Origin of the sequence: Nocardioides oleivorans (assembly GCF_004137255.1) — a bacterium.
Lineage (GTDB): Bacteria > Actinomycetota > Actinomycetes > Propionibacteriales > Nocardioidaceae > Nocardioides > Nocardioides oleivorans.
On sequence record NZ_SDWT01000001.1, the window covers coordinates 1,460,016 to 1,479,389 of the forward strand.

15 protein-coding genes are annotated in these 19,374 nt (G+C 72.8%); 11 read left to right on the forward strand and 4 right to left on the reverse strand.

The window, feature by feature from the left end:
• Window positions 1-106 precede the first annotated feature (106 nt).
• Both EUA93_RS07015 and EUA93_RS07020 read right to left on the reverse strand, forming a co-directional pair.
• Window positions 107-1,609, reverse strand: a complete 1,503-nt coding sequence (locus EUA93_RS07015; RefSeq protein ID WP_129401126.1) for a DHA2 family efflux MFS transporter permease subunit — start codon at window positions 1,607-1,609, stop codon at window positions 107-109.
• Window positions 1,610-1,886: 277 nt separating this feature from the next.
• Window positions 1,887-3,056: a dipeptidase gene (locus tag EUA93_RS07020; protein WP_129399469.1), complete on the reverse strand. Its 1,170-nt coding sequence runs from the start codon at window positions 3,054-3,056 to the stop codon at window positions 1,887-1,889.
• A gap of 136 nt (window positions 3,057-3,192) precedes the next feature.
• On the opposite strand from EUA93_RS07020, the gene EUA93_RS07025 reads away from it, so the two are divergent.
• The 3 genes from EUA93_RS07025 to EUA93_RS07035 all read left to right on the forward strand — a co-directional run bounded on the left by EUA93_RS07025 (window position 3,193) and on the right by EUA93_RS07035 (window position 8,265).
• The gene (locus tag EUA93_RS07025) at window positions 3,193-5,889 is read left to right on the forward strand and encodes a DEAD/DEAH box helicase (RefSeq protein WP_129399470.1); all 2,697 of its coding nucleotides are present in this window, start codon (window positions 3,193-3,195) and stop codon (window positions 5,887-5,889) included.
• Window positions 5,886-6,620 (forward strand): SWIM zinc finger family protein, encoded by a 735-nt coding sequence (locus tag EUA93_RS07030; protein ID WP_129399471.1) that lies wholly within the window; start codon window positions 5,886-5,888, stop codon window positions 6,618-6,620. The genes EUA93_RS07025 and EUA93_RS07030 overlap by 4 nt, the downstream gene beginning before the upstream one ends.
• A 76-nt stretch (window positions 6,621-6,696) precedes the next feature.
• Window positions 6,697-8,265, forward strand: a complete 1,569-nt coding sequence (locus EUA93_RS07035) for a Calx-beta domain-containing protein (RefSeq protein ID WP_129399472.1) — start codon at window positions 6,697-6,699, stop codon at window positions 8,263-8,265.
• Window positions 8,266-8,304: 39 nt separating this feature from the next.
• Here EUA93_RS07035 and EUA93_RS07040 read toward each other — a convergent pair whose 3' ends face one another.
• Window positions 8,305-8,817 (reverse strand): ferritin, encoded by a 513-nt coding sequence (locus tag EUA93_RS07040; RefSeq protein ID WP_129399473.1) that lies wholly within the window; start codon window positions 8,815-8,817, stop codon window positions 8,305-8,307.
• A gap of 24 nt (window positions 8,818-8,841) precedes the next feature.
• The gene (locus EUA93_RS07045) at window positions 8,842-9,393 is read right to left on the reverse strand and encodes a TetR/AcrR family transcriptional regulator (protein ID WP_242497271.1); all 552 of its coding nucleotides are present in this window, start codon (window positions 9,391-9,393) and stop codon (window positions 8,842-8,844) included.
• 338 nt (window positions 9,394-9,731) lie between these two features.
• On the opposite strand from EUA93_RS07045, the gene EUA93_RS07050 reads away from it, so the two are divergent.
• From EUA93_RS07050 to EUA93_RS07085, 8 genes are read left to right on the forward strand one after another with little or no spacing between them, the layout of a single operon-like run.
• The gene (locus tag EUA93_RS07050) at window positions 9,732-10,427 is read left to right on the forward strand and encodes a response regulator transcription factor (protein WP_129399475.1); all 696 of its coding nucleotides are present in this window, start codon (window positions 9,732-9,734) and stop codon (window positions 10,425-10,427) included.
• The gene (locus EUA93_RS07055) at window positions 10,424-11,638 is read left to right on the forward strand and encodes a sensor histidine kinase (RefSeq protein ID WP_129399476.1); all 1,215 of its coding nucleotides are present in this window, start codon (window positions 10,424-10,426) and stop codon (window positions 11,636-11,638) included. Before EUA93_RS07050 ends, EUA93_RS07055 begins: the two co-directional genes overlap by 4 nt.
• A gap of 9 nt (window positions 11,639-11,647) precedes the next feature.
• Window positions 11,648-13,213 carry a carboxyl transferase domain-containing protein gene (locus EUA93_RS07060; protein WP_275937862.1) on the forward strand — a complete coding sequence of 522 codons (1,566 nt, stop codon included), beginning with the start codon at window positions 11,648-11,650 and terminating at the stop codon, window positions 13,211-13,213.
• 5 nt (window positions 13,214-13,218) lie between these two features.
• Window positions 13,219-15,036, forward strand: a complete 1,818-nt coding sequence (locus EUA93_RS07065; protein ID WP_129399477.1) for an acetyl/propionyl/methylcrotonyl-CoA carboxylase subunit alpha — start codon at window positions 13,219-13,221, stop codon at window positions 15,034-15,036.
• Window positions 15,033-15,962 (forward strand): hydroxymethylglutaryl-CoA lyase, encoded by a 930-nt coding sequence (locus EUA93_RS07070; RefSeq protein ID WP_242497272.1) that lies wholly within the window; start codon window positions 15,033-15,035, stop codon window positions 15,960-15,962. The genes EUA93_RS07065 and EUA93_RS07070 overlap by 4 nt, the downstream gene beginning before the upstream one ends.
• A 24-nt stretch (window positions 15,963-15,986) precedes the next feature.
• Window positions 15,987-17,078 (forward strand): hypothetical protein, encoded by a 1,092-nt coding sequence (locus EUA93_RS07075; RefSeq protein ID WP_129399478.1) that lies wholly within the window; start codon window positions 15,987-15,989, stop codon window positions 17,076-17,078.
• A complete protein-coding gene (locus EUA93_RS07080; protein ID WP_129399479.1) occupies window positions 17,075-18,184 on the forward strand; it encodes a hypothetical protein in 1,110 nt (369 codons plus the stop codon). Before EUA93_RS07075 ends, EUA93_RS07080 begins: the two co-directional genes overlap by 4 nt.
• On the forward strand, window positions 18,181-19,371 hold the full coding sequence (locus EUA93_RS07085) for a hypothetical protein (RefSeq protein WP_129399480.1): 1,191 nt from the start codon (window positions 18,181-18,183) through the stop codon (window positions 19,369-19,371). Before EUA93_RS07080 ends, EUA93_RS07085 begins: the two co-directional genes overlap by 4 nt.
• Window positions 19,372-19,374: the final 3 nt, after the last annotated feature.

Genomic DNA, 19,374 nt, shown 5'->3' on the forward strand with positions numbered 1-19,374 from the left:
GCCCGCGGGAACTTTCTTCGACGATCTTCCTCGGCGAGGGGGGAAATGGCACGCGGCCCGCCCTCCGTGAGGAGGACGGGCCGCGGACGTCGCACCGGGACGAGGGTCAGTGACCCATCATGGCGGTCGGGTCGACCGGGGCGACCTTCTTGCGGGGCAGGAAGGCAGCCGGGATGAGGCAGCACGCGACGAGCACCGTGGCCACGATGAAGACCGTCGCGAACGCGTCGGCCATGTCGCTGGTGACCAGGCTCGGGAGGTTGGCGAGCTGGTCCTGGGTCAGGCCGAACTTCTCCAGGATCGCCGCCACCGCGGACTGGTCGTCACCGGCGGCCTGGAGCGCCTGCCCGGCGGCGACGTAGTCGGAGCCCTTGAGCTGGTTGGTCAGGATCACCGAGAAGAGCGCGGTGCCGACCGAGGCCGCGACCTGCTGGCTGATGTTGAGCAGGGTCGAGCCGCGGGCCACGTTGTGCGCGGTCAGCGTCGCGAGCGCCGCGGTCATGATCGGCATCATCGTGCCGCCCATGCCCAGGCCCATGATGAAGAGCGCGCCGAGGATGTAGACGTAGGACGTGTCGGCACCGATCTGGGTGAACATCGCCATGCCGACGGTGATCACGGTGACGCCGACGAGGACGATCTTGCCGGGGCCGATCTTGTCGGCCAGGATCCCGGCGATCGGCATGGTGATCATCGCGCCGACACCCTGCGGGGCCAGCAGCCAGCCCGTGTCGAGGGTGCCCTCGCCGCGGACCTGGATGAAGTAGAGCGGGAAGAGCAGCGAGGCGCCGAAGAAGGCGACGGCGAACAGGCTCATCGCGATGATCGCGACGGTCATGTTCTTGTTCTGGAACAGGCGCAGGTCGACGAGCGGGTGGATGTTGCGCTTGCCGAGGGCCCACGGCACGAAGGCCACGATGAGGATCGCGCCGACGACCATCGGGATCAGCACGCGCGGCGCCATCGCCGTACCCTCCTCCGGGATCGAGCTGACCCCGAAGAGGAACAGCGCGAGACCCGGCGACAGCAGCAGCATGCCCAGCCAGTCGAAGGTCTCCGACGGCTCGACGTCGTCCTTCGGCAGCACGAACCAGGCGTAGACGATCGCGGCGATGCCGATGGGCAGGTTGATCAGGAAGATCCAGTGCCACGAGGCGGACTCGATCAGCGCGCCGCCGATGATCGGGCCGAAGATCGGGCCGAGCAGCATCGGGATGCCGAGCACGGCCATGACGCGGCCGACGCGCTCGGGGCCGGCGGCGCGGGTCAGGATCGTCATGCCGAGCGGCATCAGCATGCCGCCGCCGAGGCCCTGGAGCACCCGGTAGATGACGAGCAGCTCGAGTGAGCTGGCGGTCGCGCACAGCACCGAGCCGGCGGTGAAGAGGGTGACCGCGATCAGGTAGAGGCGCTTGGTGCCGAAGCGGTCGGCGGCCCAGCCCGTCAGCGGGATGACGCTGGCGAGGGCGAGGGTGTAGCCGGTCATCGTCCACGCGACCTCGGCCGCGGTGGCGTTGAACTCCTGCTGGAAGGTGTTGAGCGCGACCGAGACGACGGTGATGTCGAGGATCGACATGATGGCGCCGAGGACGACCACGCCGGCGACCATCAGGACGCCCTTGTCGAGCTTGTCGGAGTTCGCCGGCTGGGTGTCGCCGGGCTGGAGCTGGGTGTCTGTCACGGGTCCACGGTATTGGTTGCCACTGACAACGACCCAATCCTTTTCGGGGTGGGCTGGATCACGGCCGCACGAGCGAACAGGCGAAACAAACGGCTGCCAGACTGCGCCCGGCGACCGGACCTTTGCACCCGAGTCTCACGCTTGTCGGCCTGGATCTGGGCCGACAACCGGGGGAGTCACCGGATATCCGGTGACCGCCGAGGGATCACGCGCCGTCCAGGTCCTCGATCCGGGCCAGGCTCGGCTCGCGGACCAGCTGGATCTCCTCGGCCCGCTCCTCGACCTCGCGCATCACCCGCAGCGTGTTGCGGCACGTCAGCCGGGCCAGGTCGTCGTACGACCAGCCGCGGTCGGCGAGGGCGGTGAGCAGGGCGGGGTACGCCGAGACGTCCTCGAGGCCGGTCGGGAGGGTCTCGACCCCGTCGTAGTCGCCGCCGAGCCCGACGTGGTCGATGCCGGAGACCTCGCGCACGTGCTCGACGTGCGTGACCACGTCGTCGAGGGTGGCGGTGGGCGCGGGGTGGTCCTCGAGCCAGCGGTCCTCGAACGCGGCGAACCGCAACCCGTCGGACTCGGGCACGCCCGCGGCGGCGGCCGCGGCGACGAGCTCGCGGTGGTGGTCGGCGCAGTCGGCGTTCACGAACTTCGGCACGAAGGTCACCATGCACACGCCGCCGCCCGCCGCCATCGACACGAGCACGTCGTCGGGTGCGTTGCGCGGGCTGTCGGTGACGGCGCGCGCCGAGCTGTGGCTGAAGATCACCGGGGCCTCGGTCACCTCGAGCGCGGCGCGCATGGTGTCGGGCGAGACGTGGCTGAGGTCGACCATCATCCCCAGCCGGTTCATCTCGCGGACCACCTCGCGGCCGAAGGCGGTCAGCCCGCCGACGGCCGGGGTGTCGGTCGCCGAGTCGGCCCACGGGGTGTTCGCGTTGTGGGTGAGCGTGAGGTAGCGGACGCCGAGGTCGAAGAGCTGGCGCAGGGTGCCGAGCGAGCAGTCGATCGAGTGCCCGCCCTCGGCGCCCATGAGGGAGGCGATCCGGTCGCGCGACCAGGCGTCCTCGACCTCGTCGGCCGTCGTCGCCCAGGCCAGCTGGTCGGCGAACGTCCGGGTCAGCAGCCGCGCCGCGTCGACCTGCTCCAGGGTCGCGGTGACCGCGTCGCCGCCTTCGAAGCGGCACGGCACGTAGACCGACCAGAACTGTGCACCCATCCCGCCCGCCCGCATCCGCGGCAGGTCGGTGTGGGTCGGCGTGCCGCCGGCGCCCACGTCGAGGCGGGAGAAGTCGTACGCCGCCTCGGCGCGCGCGGTCCAGAGGAGGTCGTTGTGGCCGTCCACCACCGGGTGGGCCGCGAGCAGCGCCGAGATGTCCATGCCGCAGCACGCTAGCGCCCGGCTCCCGGGAACTCCCTGTCGGTGCCGCGCGTTACCGTCCCTGGTGCGATCCTCGTTGGTCGAGCAGCGAGCGCCGCGAGCGTGCCGAGACCGAGATCGACCGAGAGGTGCCTGCATGACCTTCGTCCCGGTGACCGGTCCTGCCAGGCTGCTGGCGGGGGTGCCGCCCCGGGAGGGCTCGATCGAGTTCACCGACGACCGGCGCACGATCGTGATGCCGATCCGCGGTGCGCTGCCGGTGCTCGCCAAGGTCCGCGACCAGTCGGACCTCCACCCGTCGGTGCAGCTGCTCGCAGGCGCCGCGCTGATGGGGCTCCAGCTCGTCGCGCAGGGCCGGTTCGCGCCCGACCCCGAGGGCCGGCACTGGCAGGTCGCCGGCCTCGACGCCGACTCCGAGCGGCGCATCCTGGACCTGGCGCGCGCCCGGGCCGGTGAGGACTTCGACGAGGCGACCGCCGAGGGCATGGTGCGCGGCGTGCTGGACGCCGTGGTCGACACGATGCCGCGCACGACGCCCGGCAACGCACGCCGTCCGACGCGGGCACCGGCGCCGCCGCCCACGCGCAGCCCGGACGCCTTCAGCGGCGAGCTCCAGCAGCGCATCGCGCGGCTCCGCTCGCGCGGGCGCGACGACCGCCCGCACCTGGTCACCATCTCGTTCCGCATCGAGGCCGACGAGGAGGAGCTGGTCGCCGGCGCCGTCCGCCTGGTCCTGCAGGTGCACGCCGCCGACAACGCCGCGCACCTCGCGGACGCCTCCGAGCTGTGGGCCGACACCGGACCGGAGGCCGCCCACGGCTTCGGCGACCGGGCGCGCACGCACGCCGCGATCGCCCTGCGCTCGGCGGCCGACGCGTGGCCCGTCCTCGACCGGCTCCTCGACCTGCGGATCCCCGACGAGATCACCCTCGACTCCGACGAGATCCTCTCCCTGCTCGACTCCGGCGCCGCCGCGCTCAACGAGGCCGGGCACCCGGTGATGTGGCCGAAGTACCTCGACCGCGAGGTCACCCAGCGCGTCGAGCTCGGCCAGCAGCGCCGTCCCGCCGGTGCGGCGGGCCCGCGCGAGGAGGCGCTCAACGACGGGCTCTTCGGACCGCAGGCCCTCTTCGGTTTCGAGTGGCAGCTCTCGCTCCACGGCGAGGAGCTGACCGACGCGGAGATGGACGAGCTGGCCCGCACCACCAGCCCGATCATCAAGCTGCGCGACAACTGGGTCGCCGTCGACTCCGGCGTCATCAAGCGTGCCCGCAAGCGCCTGATCCGCTCGATCACCCCGGTCCAGGCACTCGCGGCCACCCTCACCGGGGTCGTGGACATCGAGGAGGTGCCCTACGAGGCGGTGGTCGGGGCCAGCCTGCTGAAGGTGCGCGACCGCGTGCGCGACGCGGCGACCGGAGAGCCCGTCGAGGTGCCGGCCGGGCTGCAGGCCGACCTCCGCGACTACCAGCGCCGGGGGCTGGGCTGGCTCGCCGAGCTCACCTCGCTCGGGCTCGGAGCCTGCCTCGCCGACGACATGGGGCTCGGCAAGACGATCACCCTGATCGCGCTCCACCTGCACCGCGGAGGCGGGCCCACCCTGGTCGTGTGCCCGGCATCGCTGCTCGGCAACTGGGAGGCCGAGATCCGTCGCTTCGCTCCGGGAGTCGCCGTACGCCGTCACCACGGCAGCGCGCGCGACCTCGACGGCGTCGCCTCGGGCTTCGTGCTCACGACCTATGGGACGATGCGCAACGACGCCGAGCTGTTGTCCGAGGTGCCGTGGGACCTCGTCGTCGCCGACGAGGCGCAGCACATCAAGAACTCCCGGTCCGCCGCCGCGCGTGCCATCCGCACCATCCCGTGCACCGCGCGGGTCGCGCTCACCGGCACCCCGGTCGAGAACGACCTGACCGAGCTCTGGTCGATCCTGGACTGGGCGATCCCGGGTCTGCTCGGCAGCCGCAACGCCTTCCGCAAGGTGTGGGCCGGACCGATCGAGTCCGGCCTCGAGCCCACCAAGGCGCGACAGTTCGCCGACCTCATCGGCCCCTTCCTGCTCCGCCGACGCAAGTCCGACCCCGGCATCGCCCCCGAGCTCCCGCCCAAGACCGAGACCGACCACGTCCTCGGCCTGAGCCGCGAGCAGGTCGTGCTCTACGAGACGCTGGTGCGCGAGTCGATGCGCCGCATCGAGGAGGCCGACGAGGAGACCCGACGCGGCCTGGTCCTCAAGCTGCTGACCGGCCTCAAGCAGATCTGCAACCACCCGGCCCACTTCCTGCGCCAGGCCAACCCCAAGCTCCGCGGCCGCTCGGAGAAGCTCGAGCTCCTCGACGAGCTCGTCGGGACCGTCATCGCCGAGGACGGTGCCGTCCTCGTCTTCACCCAGTACGTCGCCATGGCCGACCTGCTCGTCCGCCACCTCGGCACGACGGGGGTGCCCCACCAGTTCCTCCACGGAGGCACGCCCGTGCGCGGGCGCGACGCGATGGTCGCGCGCTTCCAGGCGGGCGAGGCGCCGGTGTTCCTGCTGTCGCTCAAGGCCGGCGGCACCGGGCTCAACCTCACCCGCGCCGACCACGTCATCCACTTCGACCGCTGGTGGAACCCCGCCGTCGAGGACCAGGCCACCGACCGCGCCTACCGGATCGGCCAGACGCGGCCCGTGCAGGTCCACCGCTTCGTCACGCAGGGCACGATCGAGGAGAAGATCGCCGAGCTGCTCACCCGCAAGCGCTCGCTCGCCGACTCGGTGCTGTCCCGCGGCGAGACGGCGCTGACCGAGCTCTCCAACGACGAGCTCCGCGACCTCGTCGAGCTGCGCCGATGAGCGTCGCCACCCATCCCCGGCTGGCCCCGCGCCGGGGCGGTGGTGCCGGCACGTGGTGGAGCAAGGCCGTGCTCCGCGCCGTGGAGGAGGCCGCCTTCAGCCAGCAGGACCTCCGCAGGGGCCGGTCGATGGCGCGGGCAGGGGACGTCGGCTCGATCACCGTGTCCGACGGCGGCGCGGTCGCCGCGGTGACCGACGGCCACGACGCCTTCACGGTCGAGGTGACGGTGCCGGTCCTCGACGAGACCGACGCCGCGGCCTTCATCGAGCTGGTCGCGACGGAGTCCGGACGCATCGGCGCCCTGCTCTCCGGCCAGCTGCCGCACGCCTTCGTGGAGGCGGTGGAGGAGGCGGGCGTCGAGCTGCTGCCGTACGGCGGCGAGCTGGGCTCGGCCTGCACCTGCGAGGCCTGGCTCGACCCGTGCCCGCACGCGCTGGCCGTGCTGACGCAGCTGGCCTGGCTCATCCAGGCGGACCCGTTCGTGCTCACCCACCTGCGCGGGCTGTCCCGCGACCGGGTGCTGCGCGACCTGCACGAGCTCACCACCCGGCACGCGTCGAGCGGGCGCGTGGGCCGTGAGTCTCCAGGAGACTCAACACCCAGCGTGGCGTCGTACGACGACCACGCCGGGGACGACCCGGACGACCTGGCAGTGGCCCAGGACGCCGCCGAGCGGGCCCAGCAGGTGGTCGAGGAGATCCTCGCGGGCGGGTCCCCCGACAACTTCTAGACCGCGGTCGGAGTCCCACCCGAGCGACCGGTGGGACCATGTGCCCGGCAGGGCACGAAGCGCGAGGGGGATGGCCGTGGGACGCACGTGGATCGGGATGTCGGTGGTGCTCGTGTCGAGCCTGGTCGCGGGTGGGGTGGTGTCGTCACCCGGGGCCGCGGTCGCCGACTCGCCGCTCGCGGTGCCGCGCGACCTCGGGACGGGCGTGGGCACGTCGAGCCGCACGGTGGCGTTGGCCGGGCGGGTGGTCGTCGGCACCACCCTGGGCCCCACCCCCGGCGACATGTGGCTGTCCCAGTACGACCTCGACGAGCCGGCGGCGTCGATGAGGAAGCTCGACGACGACCCCCTCGGCCAGGCCAACCTGAGCACCATCGCCGACGCCGACGACGCGTACGTGGCAGGCACCCAGCGGGCCGGCACCGCATCGACGAGCGCCTTCGTCCTCGACCTGCGCAGCCAGACCGTGGTGCGGGTGCCCCGGATCGGGTTCGGGGGCCTCCAGGCGTCCGCCACGGCGATCGACCAGGGGGTCGTGGTCGGCAGGTCCCAGCTGTACCGCGGGTGGCACGCCTTCGCCTACGACGTCGACGGCGCCCGGGAAGTGCTCGACCTCGGCACGCTGGGCGGCGAGGACAGCACGGCAGTGGACGTCAGCGGGGACATCGTCGTCGGTCAGGCCGACGGCCCGGACCTCGCCGGTCACGGCTATGTCGTGGACCTCGCCGCGCCGGGTCGCCCCATGCGGGACCTCGGCACCTTCGGCGGTGCCGAGAGCGCGGCCACCGCGGTCTCGGGCGATGTCGTGGTCGGCTGGGCGGAGGCGACTGGCGGCGAGCGCCAGGCCTTCGCCGTGCGCCCCTCGGCCCCGACCCCGATCACCCCGATCGGCACGCTCGGCGGTCCCACCTCCGAGGCTACCGACGTCGATGGTGAGGTCGTCGTCGGCACGTCGACCCGGCCCGACGGGTCCGTCGGCATCTGGTGGACCGACCTGCGCACGGTGCCCTACGTCCTGCACGACCTCGGCACCCCGGCCACCGGCTCCCCGGCCCCTCGGGTCGTCGAGGGCCGGGTCGTCGGCACCCGTCGGACGGCCGTCGGAGACCGGGGGTTCGTCCTCGACGTCGCCAGCGGGGTCGTCGTCGAGCTCGACCCGCAGCCGGGACTCACCCGCAGCGAGGCGGTCGACCTCGCCGGCGCCACGGTCGTCGGCACCTCGTCCGGCGTCCCGGGCAGCACGGACGCCCGGGCGACGGCCTGGACGCTCACGACCGTCGGGGACGCGTCCTTCCGGTTGGCCCGGAGGACCACGAAGGCGTCGGAGGGCATGATGGCGCGGATCAGGGTGGTGCGCTCGGGTGACGTGCGCCAGCCGGTCGAGGTCCGCTACCGCGTGGAGGGGACCGGCAGGGGAGCCACCCGAGGCAAGGACTTCCGGGGCGGTCGGGGCGCGGTCCGCTTCGCAGCCGGCCAGACCGAGGGATGGATCACGATCAGGATCCGCGACGACAAGCTCTCCGAGAAGAAGGAGAAGGCCCGCGTCACGCTGGTCGAGCCGTCACCGGGGACGTCGCTGGTCGGGCGGAGCAAGGCGTGGCTGGTGATCCGGGCCAGCGACCGCAGGCCCGGCAGGGGTCGCTAGGGCATTGGGTCAGGCACGCCCGGTACCCGGATGCCGGGGTCAGCGAGCCTCGGTGGTGCCGCCCGGGCGGGCGCCGAGCTCCTCGTCGAGGCGGAGCAGGCCGGGGCCGTCGTCGTTGATCAGCTTCACGCGGCCGACGATCTCGCGCACCGTGGCCTCCTCCTCGATCTGCTCCTCCAGGAAGAAGTTGAGCAGCGGACGGGAGTCGAGGTCGCCCTCGGACTCGGCGAGGCGGAACAGGTCGCGGATCGAGGCCGAGACCTTCTCCTCGTGGGCGAGGGCCGCCTCGAAGGCGTGGAGGACCGAGCCGACCACGGGCGCGGGCGCAGACGTGCCACCGATGCGCGGGTGGTTGTCGCGGTCGGCGACGTGGTCGATGAACTTGTTGGCGTGGACGATCTCCTCGTCGGCCTGGTGGCGGAACCACAGGGCCATGCCGGGCAGGTCCATCAGGTCGACCTCGATCGCGAGCTGGCGATAGACCAGGGAGGCCTGGAACTCCAGGGTGATCTGCGCGTTGAAGGCGTTCTCGAGAGTCTCGCTCAGCTTCATGGCCGGAAGCCTAGCGGGACCGGCTCAGGCCAGACCCAGTGCTCCGTGCGCCATCTCGCGGAGCACGTCGTGCATCTGCGGGTCGGGCAGACGGCCGCTGTGCGGCGTCGAGTTGAGCAGTCCGAACAGCACGTGCGCCCGGGTGCGGGACGCCTCGGGGCCGAGCCGGTCGTCGAGGAGGCGGAGCTGGGTGGCCCACACGTCGACGTAGGACCGCTGCAGCGCTCGCACGCGCTCACGCGCCGCGTCGGGCAGGTTGCTCCAGTCGCGGTCCTGGACCACGATCAGGGGACGGTGGGCGAGGGCGAACTCGATGTGCCACTCGATGAGCGCGGTGAGCGCCTCGCGCGGACCCGCGGCGCTGCCGACGCGCGAACGGCCCTCGCTGAGGAGCGTCTCGGAGATGCTGACCAGCATCTCGGCGAGCATGGCGTCCTTGGACTCGAAGTGCTTGTAGAGCGCCGGACCGGAGACCCCGCACGCGGAGCCGAGCTCGGCCACCGAGACGCCGTGGAACCCGCGTGCCGCGAAGAGCTCGGCGGCGATGTCGAGGATCTGCTGGCGGCGGGGCGTCACGAGCTCGAGGTTAGTGCCGCCCGTGCCGTTGCGCGGAGCCCGCGGCGCCGGCGGGCGCACCCGCGGCTCACGTCCGGCAAGCGGAATCACGGCAACCATCTCCCCTGATCGGTGCTTCCAGTGGGCCGCACCCCCGCGGCGGCCCACTGATCCCCAAGAGCACACCCTCCCGCACACGAGTGTGCGTGTGAACGATCCAGTTGGCCAGTGGTGCCAGCACCACTTTCGTGACGAGCGCCGCTCGGGCGGGCGCGTCCGGGGCGCTGCGACGACACGGTGTCGTGACGGTGGTGCCTGCTCTACCGACGTACGGAGCAGGGCGTGGTTACAGTGCGCGCATGCCGCAGATCCGAGTCGTGCTCGCCGAGGACGGAGACCTGCTCCGGGCCGGGGTGCTCGCCCTGCTCGACGCCTACGACGACATCGACGTCGTAGCGACCGCGACGAGCCTGCCGGAGCTGCTGGCGGCCGTCGAGGAGCACCGTCCCGACGTGCTGCTCACCGACATCCGGATGCCGCCCGACTTCACCGACGAGGGCATCCGCGCGGCGGGCGAGCTGCGGCGCACCCATCCGGACACCGGTGTGGTGGCCCTGACCCAGTACTCCGACGTCGAGTACGCCCTCGACCTGGTGCGCGACGGCAGTGACGGTCGCGGCTACCTCCTCAAGGAGCGGGTGGCCGACGTCGACGAGCTGGTGGCCGCGCTGCGCACGGTCGCGGCCGGCGGCTCGGTCATCGACCAGATCGTCGTCGACGCGCTGATGGCCACCGGCACCCGCCGGCACGACTCGCTGCTCGACCGGCTCACCCCGCGCGAGCTCGAGGTGCTCGGGATGGTGGCACGCGGCATGACGAACGCCGCCGTGGCCGGTGAGCTGGTGATCACCGACCGCGCCGTGGAGAAGCACATCAACTCGATCCTCACCAAGCTCGACCTGCCCGCCGACGCCCCGGTGCACCGGCGGGTGGCGGCCACCCTGGTCTTCCTCAGCGAGGCGGGCGTGGGCGGCGGCGTCGCCCCTCGTCGATGAGGGGCCTGCTCTCGGGCTGGGACGGCCTCGATCCCGCGCTGCGCTGGCTGCTGCGCATCAACCTGATCGCGCTGACCTCCGCGACCATCCTGCTGGGGGCGGCGTACCTCGCCGGGTTCAAGCACACGGCCGTCGAGATCGACCTCGCGGTCATGGTCGTCTCGATCGTGCTGATGCTGGTGACGCCGCCGCTGTGCCGGCGCTACGGCGCACCCGCGGCGATCATCGGCCTCACCCTGTCGGCGTGCCTCTTCGCCGCCGGCGGCACCTGGGCGACGCCCAACCTCGCGCCGCTCACCGTGCTGCTCACGATGGTCCCGCTGCTGGTCGGCTTCCCCTACCTCACCCGGCCGTGGATCCGCGCGCTGATGGTCGTCGCCGTGGTCGGGAGCGCGGGGGTGGCCGCGCTGGGGGAGTGGCGTCGGGTCGACAACCTCAACGAGATCTGGTGGGTCAACGCGGTCGTCGTCGCCGTCTCGCTGCCGCCCGGCGTCGCCGTCGTGGTCTTCCTCGTGCGCGACGCCTACACCCGCCTGCGCGACCAGTCGGTCCAGCTCGCCGAGTCGCGCACGCGCGTCGTCGAGGTCGCCGACGCCGCCCGCCGCAGCATCGAGCGCGACCTGCACGACGGCGCGCAGCAGCGCCTGCTCGCGATGAGCGTGACGATCGAGCGGGCCCGCAAGGAGCTGCTCGCCGGGCGCCACGAGAGTGCGACCGCGCTGATGGGGCAGCTCGCCGCGACCAACCGTGAGGTGCTGACCGAGCTGCGCGAGCTCGCGCGCGGCATCTACCCGCCGCTGCTCACCGAGCGCGGCCTGGTCGCCGCCCTCCAGTCGACCGCGCGCCGGTCGACGGTGCCGGTGACCCTCGACGTCGCCGACTTCGAGCGGCCCAGCCGCCAGGTCGAGGTGGCGGCGTACTTCTGCATCCTCGAGGCGCTCACCAACGCCGCCAAGCACTCCGGCGCCACCGAGGTGCTGATCACGGTGCGGGGGCTGCCGCACCTGAGCTTCGTGGTGTCCGACGACGGGAGGGGGTTCGACCGCGGCGCGGTGGACCCCGGTGGCCTCCTCGGCATGGAGGCCCGCGCCGCCGCGGCCGGCGGCACGCTCCGCCTGGAGACGGCACCCGGCTGGGGCACCACCCTGCGCGGCGAGTTCCCCACCTCCCCGCCTCCCGGCCAATGGACACCGGAGGTTAACGATCGCTAACCTGACGGGGTGCCCGAGACCGTAGCCACCCCCACGATGCGCGACCTCGTCGACGACCTGCGCGCCCGGCTGGCCCGGGTCCGCCAGGGCGGCTCGGAGGCGGCGCGCCTCAAGCACACCGACCGCGGCAAGCTGCTGGCCCGCGACCGCGTCGACCGGCTGCTCGACCCCGGCAGCCCGTTCCTCGAGCTCGCGCCGCTGGCGGCCTACGGCATGTACGGCAAGGACGCCGACGACTACGCCGTTCCCTCCGCCGGCGTGGTCAGCGGCATCGGCCTGGTGTCCGGGCGCCCGTGCGTCGTCGTCGCCAACGACGCGACCGTCAAGGGCGGCACCTACTACCCGATGACGGTGAAGAAGCACCTGCGCGCGCAGACGATCGCCGCCGAGAACCACCTCCCGTGCATCTACCTCGTCGACTCCGGTGGGGCGTTCCTGCCGATGCAGGACGAGGTCTTCCCCGACCGCGAGCACTTCGGCCGGATCTTCTTCAACCAGGCCAACATGTCGGCCCAGGGGATCCCGCAGATCGCGAGCGTCATGGGCTCGTGCACCGCCGGCGGCGCCTACGTCCCGGCCATGTCCGACGAGACCGTGATCGTGCGCAACCAGGGCACGATCTTCCTCGGCGGACCGCCGCTGGTGAAGGCCGCGACCGGTGAGGTCGTCACGGCCGAGGACCTCGGTGGCGGCGACGTGCACGCCCGCACCTCCGGCGTCGTCGACCACCTCGCCGAGGACGACGCGCACGCGCTGGCCATCGTCCGCTCGATCGTGGACACGCTTCCCGCTGCGACTCCCGCACGGGTGCCGGCCGCCGAGGTGGAGGAGCCGCACGAGCCCCCGGAGTCGCTCTACGACGTCGTGCCCACCGACACCCGCACGCCCTACGACGTGCGCGAGGTGGTCAAGCGGGTCGTCGACGGCAGCCGCTTCCACGAGTTCAAGAAGCTGTACGGCGACACGCTCGTGTGCGGCTTCGCGCGGATCCACGGCCACGAGGTCGGCATCGTCGCCAACAACGGCATCCTCTTCAGCGAGTCGGCGCTCAAGGGCGCGCACTTCATCGAGCTGTGCAACCAGCGCGGGATCCCGCTGGTGTTCCTGCAGAACATCACCGGCTTCATGGTCGGCCGCGAGTACGAGAACAAGGGCATCGCGCGCGACGGCGCCAAGCTGGTCACCGCGGTCGCGTGCAGCGTCGTCCCCAAGTTCACCGTCGTCATCGGCGGCTCGTTCGGCGCCGGCAACTACGGCATGTGCGGGCGCGCCTACGACCCGCGCTTCCTGTGGATGTGGCCCAACGCGCGGATCTCGGTGATGGGCGGCGAGCAGGCCGCCTCGGTGCTGGCCACCGTGCGCACCGACCTCGAGGACGAGGCCGCCGTCGAGGCGTTCAAGGCTCCGATCCGCGAGCAGTACGAGACCCAGGGCTCGCCCTACTACGCGTCCGCCCGGCTCTGGGACGACGGGATCATTGACCCCGCCGACACCCGCCGGGTGCTGGGCATGGCCCTCGCCGCGACGTCGTACACCCCGATCCCCGAGCCGTCCTACGGCATCTTCCGGATGTGAGCGCGATGAACACCGTCCTGATCGCCAACCGCGGCGAGATCGCGCTGCGGGTCATGCGGACCGCCAGGCGGCTCGGCTGGGCCACCGTCGCCATCCACACCGACCTCGATGCCGACGCGATGCACGTGCGCGCCGCCGACCGGGCGGTGCGGCTCGGGTCCTACCTCGACATCGACGCCGTCGTGGCGGCCGCGCGCGAGTCCGGCGCGGGGTTCGTGCACCCCGGCTACGGCTTCCTGTCCGAGCGCGCGCCCTTCGCCCGCGCCCTGGCCGAGGCGGGCATCACCCTGGTCGGCCCGTCGGCCGACGTGATGGACGCGATGGGACGCAAGGACGCCGCCCGGGAGGTCGCGACGGCGGCCGGGGTGCCGGTGGTGCCGTCGTACTCCCTCGACGGACCCGGCAGCGACCCCTCGACCTTCGCCTATCCCGTGCTGGTCAAGGCCGCCGCCGGCGGTGGCGGCAAGGGCATGCGCGTCGTGCGCTCGCCCGGCGAGTACGACGAGGCGCTGGCCGCCGCGCGGCGCGAGGCGGCGTCGTCGTTCGGCGACGACACGATGCTGGTCGAGAAGTACGTCGAGTCCGGCCGGCACATCGAGGTGCAGGTCATGGGCGACACCCACGGCACGGTGCTGCACTTCTTCGAGCGCGACTGCTCCACGCAGCGTCGGCACCAGAAGGTGCTGGAGGAGGCGCCGGCGCCGACCATCACCGCCGGGCAGCAGGCCGCGATCACGTCGTCGGCGGTCGCCCTCGCGCGGCAGTGCGGCTACACCGGCGCCGGCACGGTCGAGTTCCTGCTCGACAACGCGACCGGGGAGTTCTACTTCCTCGAGATGAACACCCGCCTCCAGGTCGAGCACCCGGTGACCGAGGAGGTCACCCGGGTCGACGGCGAGCGGGTCGACCTCGTCGAGCTCCAGCTCCGGGTCGCGGCAGGCGAGCCGCTCGGGATCGACCAGGACCGGATCACCCTCGAGGGCCACGCCATCGAGGCACGCGTCTACGCCGAGGACTCCTTCAACGGCTTCCTGCCCCAGGCCGGCGTCGCGACCCACGTCGCGTGGCCGCTCGGGGAGGGCATCCGCGTCGACCACGCGCTCGAGGGCGGGCAGGAGGTCAGCACCGCCTACGACCCGATGCTCGGCAAGGTGATCGCCCGGGGCGTCGACCGGGAGGAGGCCCGGGACCGCCTGGTCCGGGCGCTCGACCGCACGGAGGTCGCGGGCCTCACCACCAACACCGGCTTCCTCCGCGCCCTGGTGGCGAGCGACGAGCTGCGTGACGCGACCCTCGACACCGCCTGGCTCGACCACCACGACGTACCCCCTCCCGACGACACCGAGGCCCGACGGCTCGCTGCCGCCGCGCTCGTCCCCGTCCGCACCGGCGGGCCGTGGCGGGCCGACGGCTGGCGGTCCGGCGGCGACCCGGCTCCCGTGCGGGTCGTCGTGGGCGGCGAGCTGGTCGACGTGGGCCCCGACACCCGTCCCGCTGCGGCCTTCGTGGGCGTGACGACGGCGGCCGTCGAGGTGGTCCTGCACGGCCAGCGCTTCGTCTTCACCCGCCCCGACCCGTTCGCCGACACGGCCGCCACCGCCGGCGACGGCACGCTCGTGGCGCCGATGCCCGGCACCGTCCTCGCGGTCAACGTCGCCGAGGGCCAGGCCGTGGCCGAGGGTGAGACGCTGGGTGTGATGGAGGCGATGAAGATGGAGCTCGCGCTCAAGGCCCCCTTCGCGGGCACGGTCACCGCCGTCGGCGCGACGGTGGGCGACCTGGTGAAGCTCGGCGCCGTCCTCTTCACGGTGGAGGAGTCGTGAGCCTCCCGACGACCGTCCCCGCGGACGGGATGCCCGAGCGGGTGACGATCTACGAGGTCGGACCGCGCGACGGCCTGCAGAACGAGTCCGCGATCGTGCCGGTCGACGTCAAGGCCGAGTTCGTACGACGACTCGTGGCCGCCGGGCTCCCGATCGTCGAGGCCACCAGCTTCGTCCACCCGAAGTGGGTGCCGCAGCTCGCCGACGCCGCCGAGCTGATGGCCGACCTGGGCGAGGAGGGCCGGCACCTCCCGGTGCTCGTGCCCAACGAGCGCGGCCTGGACCGGGCGCTCGAGCTCGGCCTGGAGCACGTCGCCATCTTCGGCAGCGCCACCGAGACCTTCGCCGGCAAGAACCTCAACCGCACCTTCGACGAGCAGTTCGCGATGTTCGAGCCGACCGTCGCCCGTGCCCGCGAGGCGGGGATGGACGTGCGGGCCTACGTCTCGATGTGCTTCGGTGACCCGTGGGAGGGCCCCGTGCCGATCGAGCAGGTCGTCACCGCCGGCACCCGGCTGCTCGACCTCGGCGCCCACCAGCTGAGCCTCGGCGACACCATCGGCGTCGCGACCGCCGGGCACGTGAAGGCGCTCGTCGCGGCCTTCGCCGACGCCGGCGTCGGCACCGACCGGCTGGCCATGCACTTCCACGACACCTACGGCCAGGCGCTCGCCAACACCTTCTCCGCGCTCCAGGCCGGCATCACCACCTTCGACGCCAGCGCCGGCGGCCTCGGCGGCTGCCCCTACGCGAAGTCGGCCACCGGCAACCTGGCCACCGAGGACCTCGTCTGGATGCTCGACGGCCTCGGCATCGCGCACGGCGTCGACCTCGCCGCGGTCGTCGCGACCAGCACCTGGATGGCCGGCCACCTCGGGCGCCCCAGCCCCAGCGCCGTCGTACGAGCCCTCTCCTCCGCGGACTAGCCGGGCTCGGGCACAATCAGCCCCATGAGCCGCGTGGTCCACCTGCACATCGGTGCCCCCAAGACCGGGACGACGTACCTCCAGGACCGGCTGCGGATCAACGCCCCGTCGTTGGCGCGCCACGGCGTGACCATCCCGGCGACCCGGCCGGGCACGTCCGACATGTTCCACTTCCGCGCGGCCCTCGACCTGCTCGACCAGGACTGGGGCGGCTCGCCCGGGCACGCCAAGGGCGCGTGGGACGCGATGGTGCGGAGGGTCAGGCGCGCCGAGGGCAACGTCGTCATCAGCCACGAGATCCTCGCCGGCGCCAAGCCGGACAAGATCGCCAAGGCGATGAACGACCTCGCCGGCAACGACGTCCACATCGTCTACTCCGCGCGCGACCTCGCCCGCCAGGTGCCGGCGGCCTGGCAGGAGTCGATCAAGCAGGGCCGCAAGTGGGGGTTCAACCGCTTCCTCAACCGCTACGAGGGCGGCAAGCCGTTCTTCTTCCGCCAGGCGCTCGACCTTCCCGAGGTCCTCACGGCCTGGGGCTCCAAGATGTCGCCCGACCGGATCCACGTCGTGACGGTGCCGCACGACCGCGGACCCGACGGCGACGAGCTGTGGCAGCGCTTCTGCCGTGCCTTCGGCATCGACCCGGCGTGGGCGCCCCTCGACTCCGAGCGCGACAACCGCTCGCTCGGCATCGCCGAGACCTCGCTGCTCCGCAAGCTGAACCGGCGCCTCGAGCTCGGCATGCATCGTGACGCGACCTACGACAACCTCATCCGCGAGATCCTCGCGCAGGAGGTGCTCGTGGCGCGCGACGCCATCCCGGTGCGGCTGCCGCCCGAGCGCTACGACTTCGCCGAGGAGCAGGGCGAGCGCTGGATCGAGTGGATCAAGGGCAGCGGCGTGGACGTCGTCGGTGACCTCGACGACCTGCGACCCCGTCGTCCCGCCGAGGACGAGGAGTGGCGCAACCCCGACCGGGTCCGCGCCAAGCTCGAGCTGAGCGCCGCTCTCGACGCGCTGACCGTGATGACGAAGGAGGCCGCAGAGGCAGGCGCCAAGGGCGGCCCGATGACCAAGCGGGTGCGCACCGCCGCCCGTCGGCTGCGCGACCGTTGAGCGAGGTCGACGCCGCACGCGCGCACGGGTGGGTAGCGCACCTGCGGGAGGGCGGTACGACGCCCTGGCTGGCGTGGTCCGGCGGCCCGTCCGCGCCTGGCGCGCCCACCTCGCGCACCCTCCCGGGCGCCCAGCAGCTCGAGCTGCTGCGGCGGGTCAACGTGGCGAGCGCAGGAGCGACCACGGCCGTCCTCGCCGACCGGGTCCTCGCAGCACCGGCGGCCGGTCGGGGCAAGGCCGACCTCCCGCTCGTGGGCCTCGACGGCGGGACCGGCTTCGGTCCGCGCGCCGTCGACCCGGAGCACGTGGGCGCCCGCGAGCTGCTGCGGGTGGCCAGCGTGCTGCTGGCCGACGACCTCGTCTCCCTCGGCGCCGACCCCGCCCGGTCGAGCTGGGCGCGGCCGTGGCGCCGCCGGTTCCGCCTCGTCGGTGACCCGGTCACGGCCACCGAGCTGCGCGAGCACCTGCTCGCCCTGGGACGTCCCGAGGGTGGCCCGCGTCCGTTCCTCGTCGCCGTCGGCGCTCCGCTCGACGAGCTGCTCGCCCGGACCTGGACCCAGCGCTGCTTCGAGACCGGCACCAAGCCGTTCGCCGACTGGCTGCGGTTCTGGCGCGAGCGCGACCAGCTGCCCGCCCGCACCGACCTCCTCGCGTCCGTGCTGCGCTGGAACGCGCGCCGGCCCTTCGTCCGGATCGTCACCGACATCGACCGACTGCCCCGCCAGCTCGGCGTACGCCACCTCCCGGAGGTGCGCGTGCCCGGCGCCGACCAGGCCGAGCTGGCCCGGCGGATCGCCTCCGTCGTGGGCCTCAAGGTCCCGGCCGGCGAGCGCCCGGGCCTGATGCGGACGCTGCAGCGGCGGATGCCCGGCAGCGGCGCCGCGCCCGTCGTCGTACCGGCCCGCGAGCGCGAGTGGGTCGCCGAGTCGGCGGCCCGGATGGGCAGGAACATCGCCCGCGCTGGCTACCCTGTCGTCGGCGACCTCGCCGACCTCGCACCTCGGGCCGAGACGCCGTCACCGGCCGTCGGCGACCAGCAGGTCCTGGACCTGGCGATCAGGATGGTCGCCGACCCGAGCTGGCGCACGAGAGGGGTGGAGCGATGAGCAGGCGGGTCCTGCTGCACGTGGGCTGCCCCAAGACCGGCACGTCCTACCTCCAGGACGTGCTCTTCCGCAACCAGGAGGTCCTGCGCGAGCACGACATCCTCTACCCCGCCGACCGGTTCGACGCGCACTTCCTCGCCGCGCTCGACCTGATGACCCTGCCGTGGGGCGGGCTCGAGACCGAGGCCGTCGGCGCGTGGGACCGGCTCGCCGCGCAGGTGCGCGAGTGGCACGGCACCGCGATCATCAGCCACGAGATCTTCGCCCGCGCGACGCCGACGCAGGTCGAGCGCGCGCTCGCCTCGCTCGGTGACGCCGAGGTGCACCTGGTGCTGTCGGTGCGCGACCTGGTCCGCCAGATCCCGGCGGAGTGGCAGGAGAACGTCAAGCACCGCAGCCACATCACCTACGCGAAGTTCCTCGAGACGATCCGCGACCCCGGCCGCGACTCCAAGATCGGGTCGTGGTTCTGGGCGGTGCAGGAGGTCCCCGACATCCTGGACCGCTGGGGCTCGAGCCTCCCGGCCGAGCGGGTCCACCTGGTGACCGTCCCGCCGTCGGGCTCCGACCGGGGCGAGCTGTGGCGCCGGTTCTCGCACACGTTCGGACTCGCCGGGATCGAGCTCGACCTCACCGCCGAGCGCGAGAACCCCTCGCTCGGCGTGCCCGAGACGTCGTTGCTGCGCACCATCAACCAGCGGGTCACCTCGATCATCGCGCCGCCCGACTACCGCCCGCTCGTGCGTGAGGTGCTCGCCCACCAGACGCTGTCGCGCAGCATCGACTCGGCCCGTCTCGGACTCTCGCCCGACGACCACGCGTGGGCGCAGGACCTCTCCCGCGGCTGGGTGGCGGTGCTGGAGGAGCGGGGCTACGACGTCTCCGGCTCGCTCGAGGACCTGGTCGGCCCCGAGCCCGGCACCTTCGCCGACCCCGACACCACGACGGCCGAGCAGCTCCTGCCGCCCGCCCTCGACGCGATCGGGGCCCTGCTCGTCGAGGCCGCCCGGCTCCGCGACGTGGAGGAGCGCCTGCACGAGGAGCTGCGCGAGGCGCGCGAGGAGCGTGACCGCGCGCGTACGACGGCGACGTACCGCGCGAGGCGGAAGATCGTCACCACCCTCGAGGACTCCGCCGCCGGGCGGGGGACCCTCGACGCCTACCGCCGCGTGCGCCGGCGGGGCTGAGGC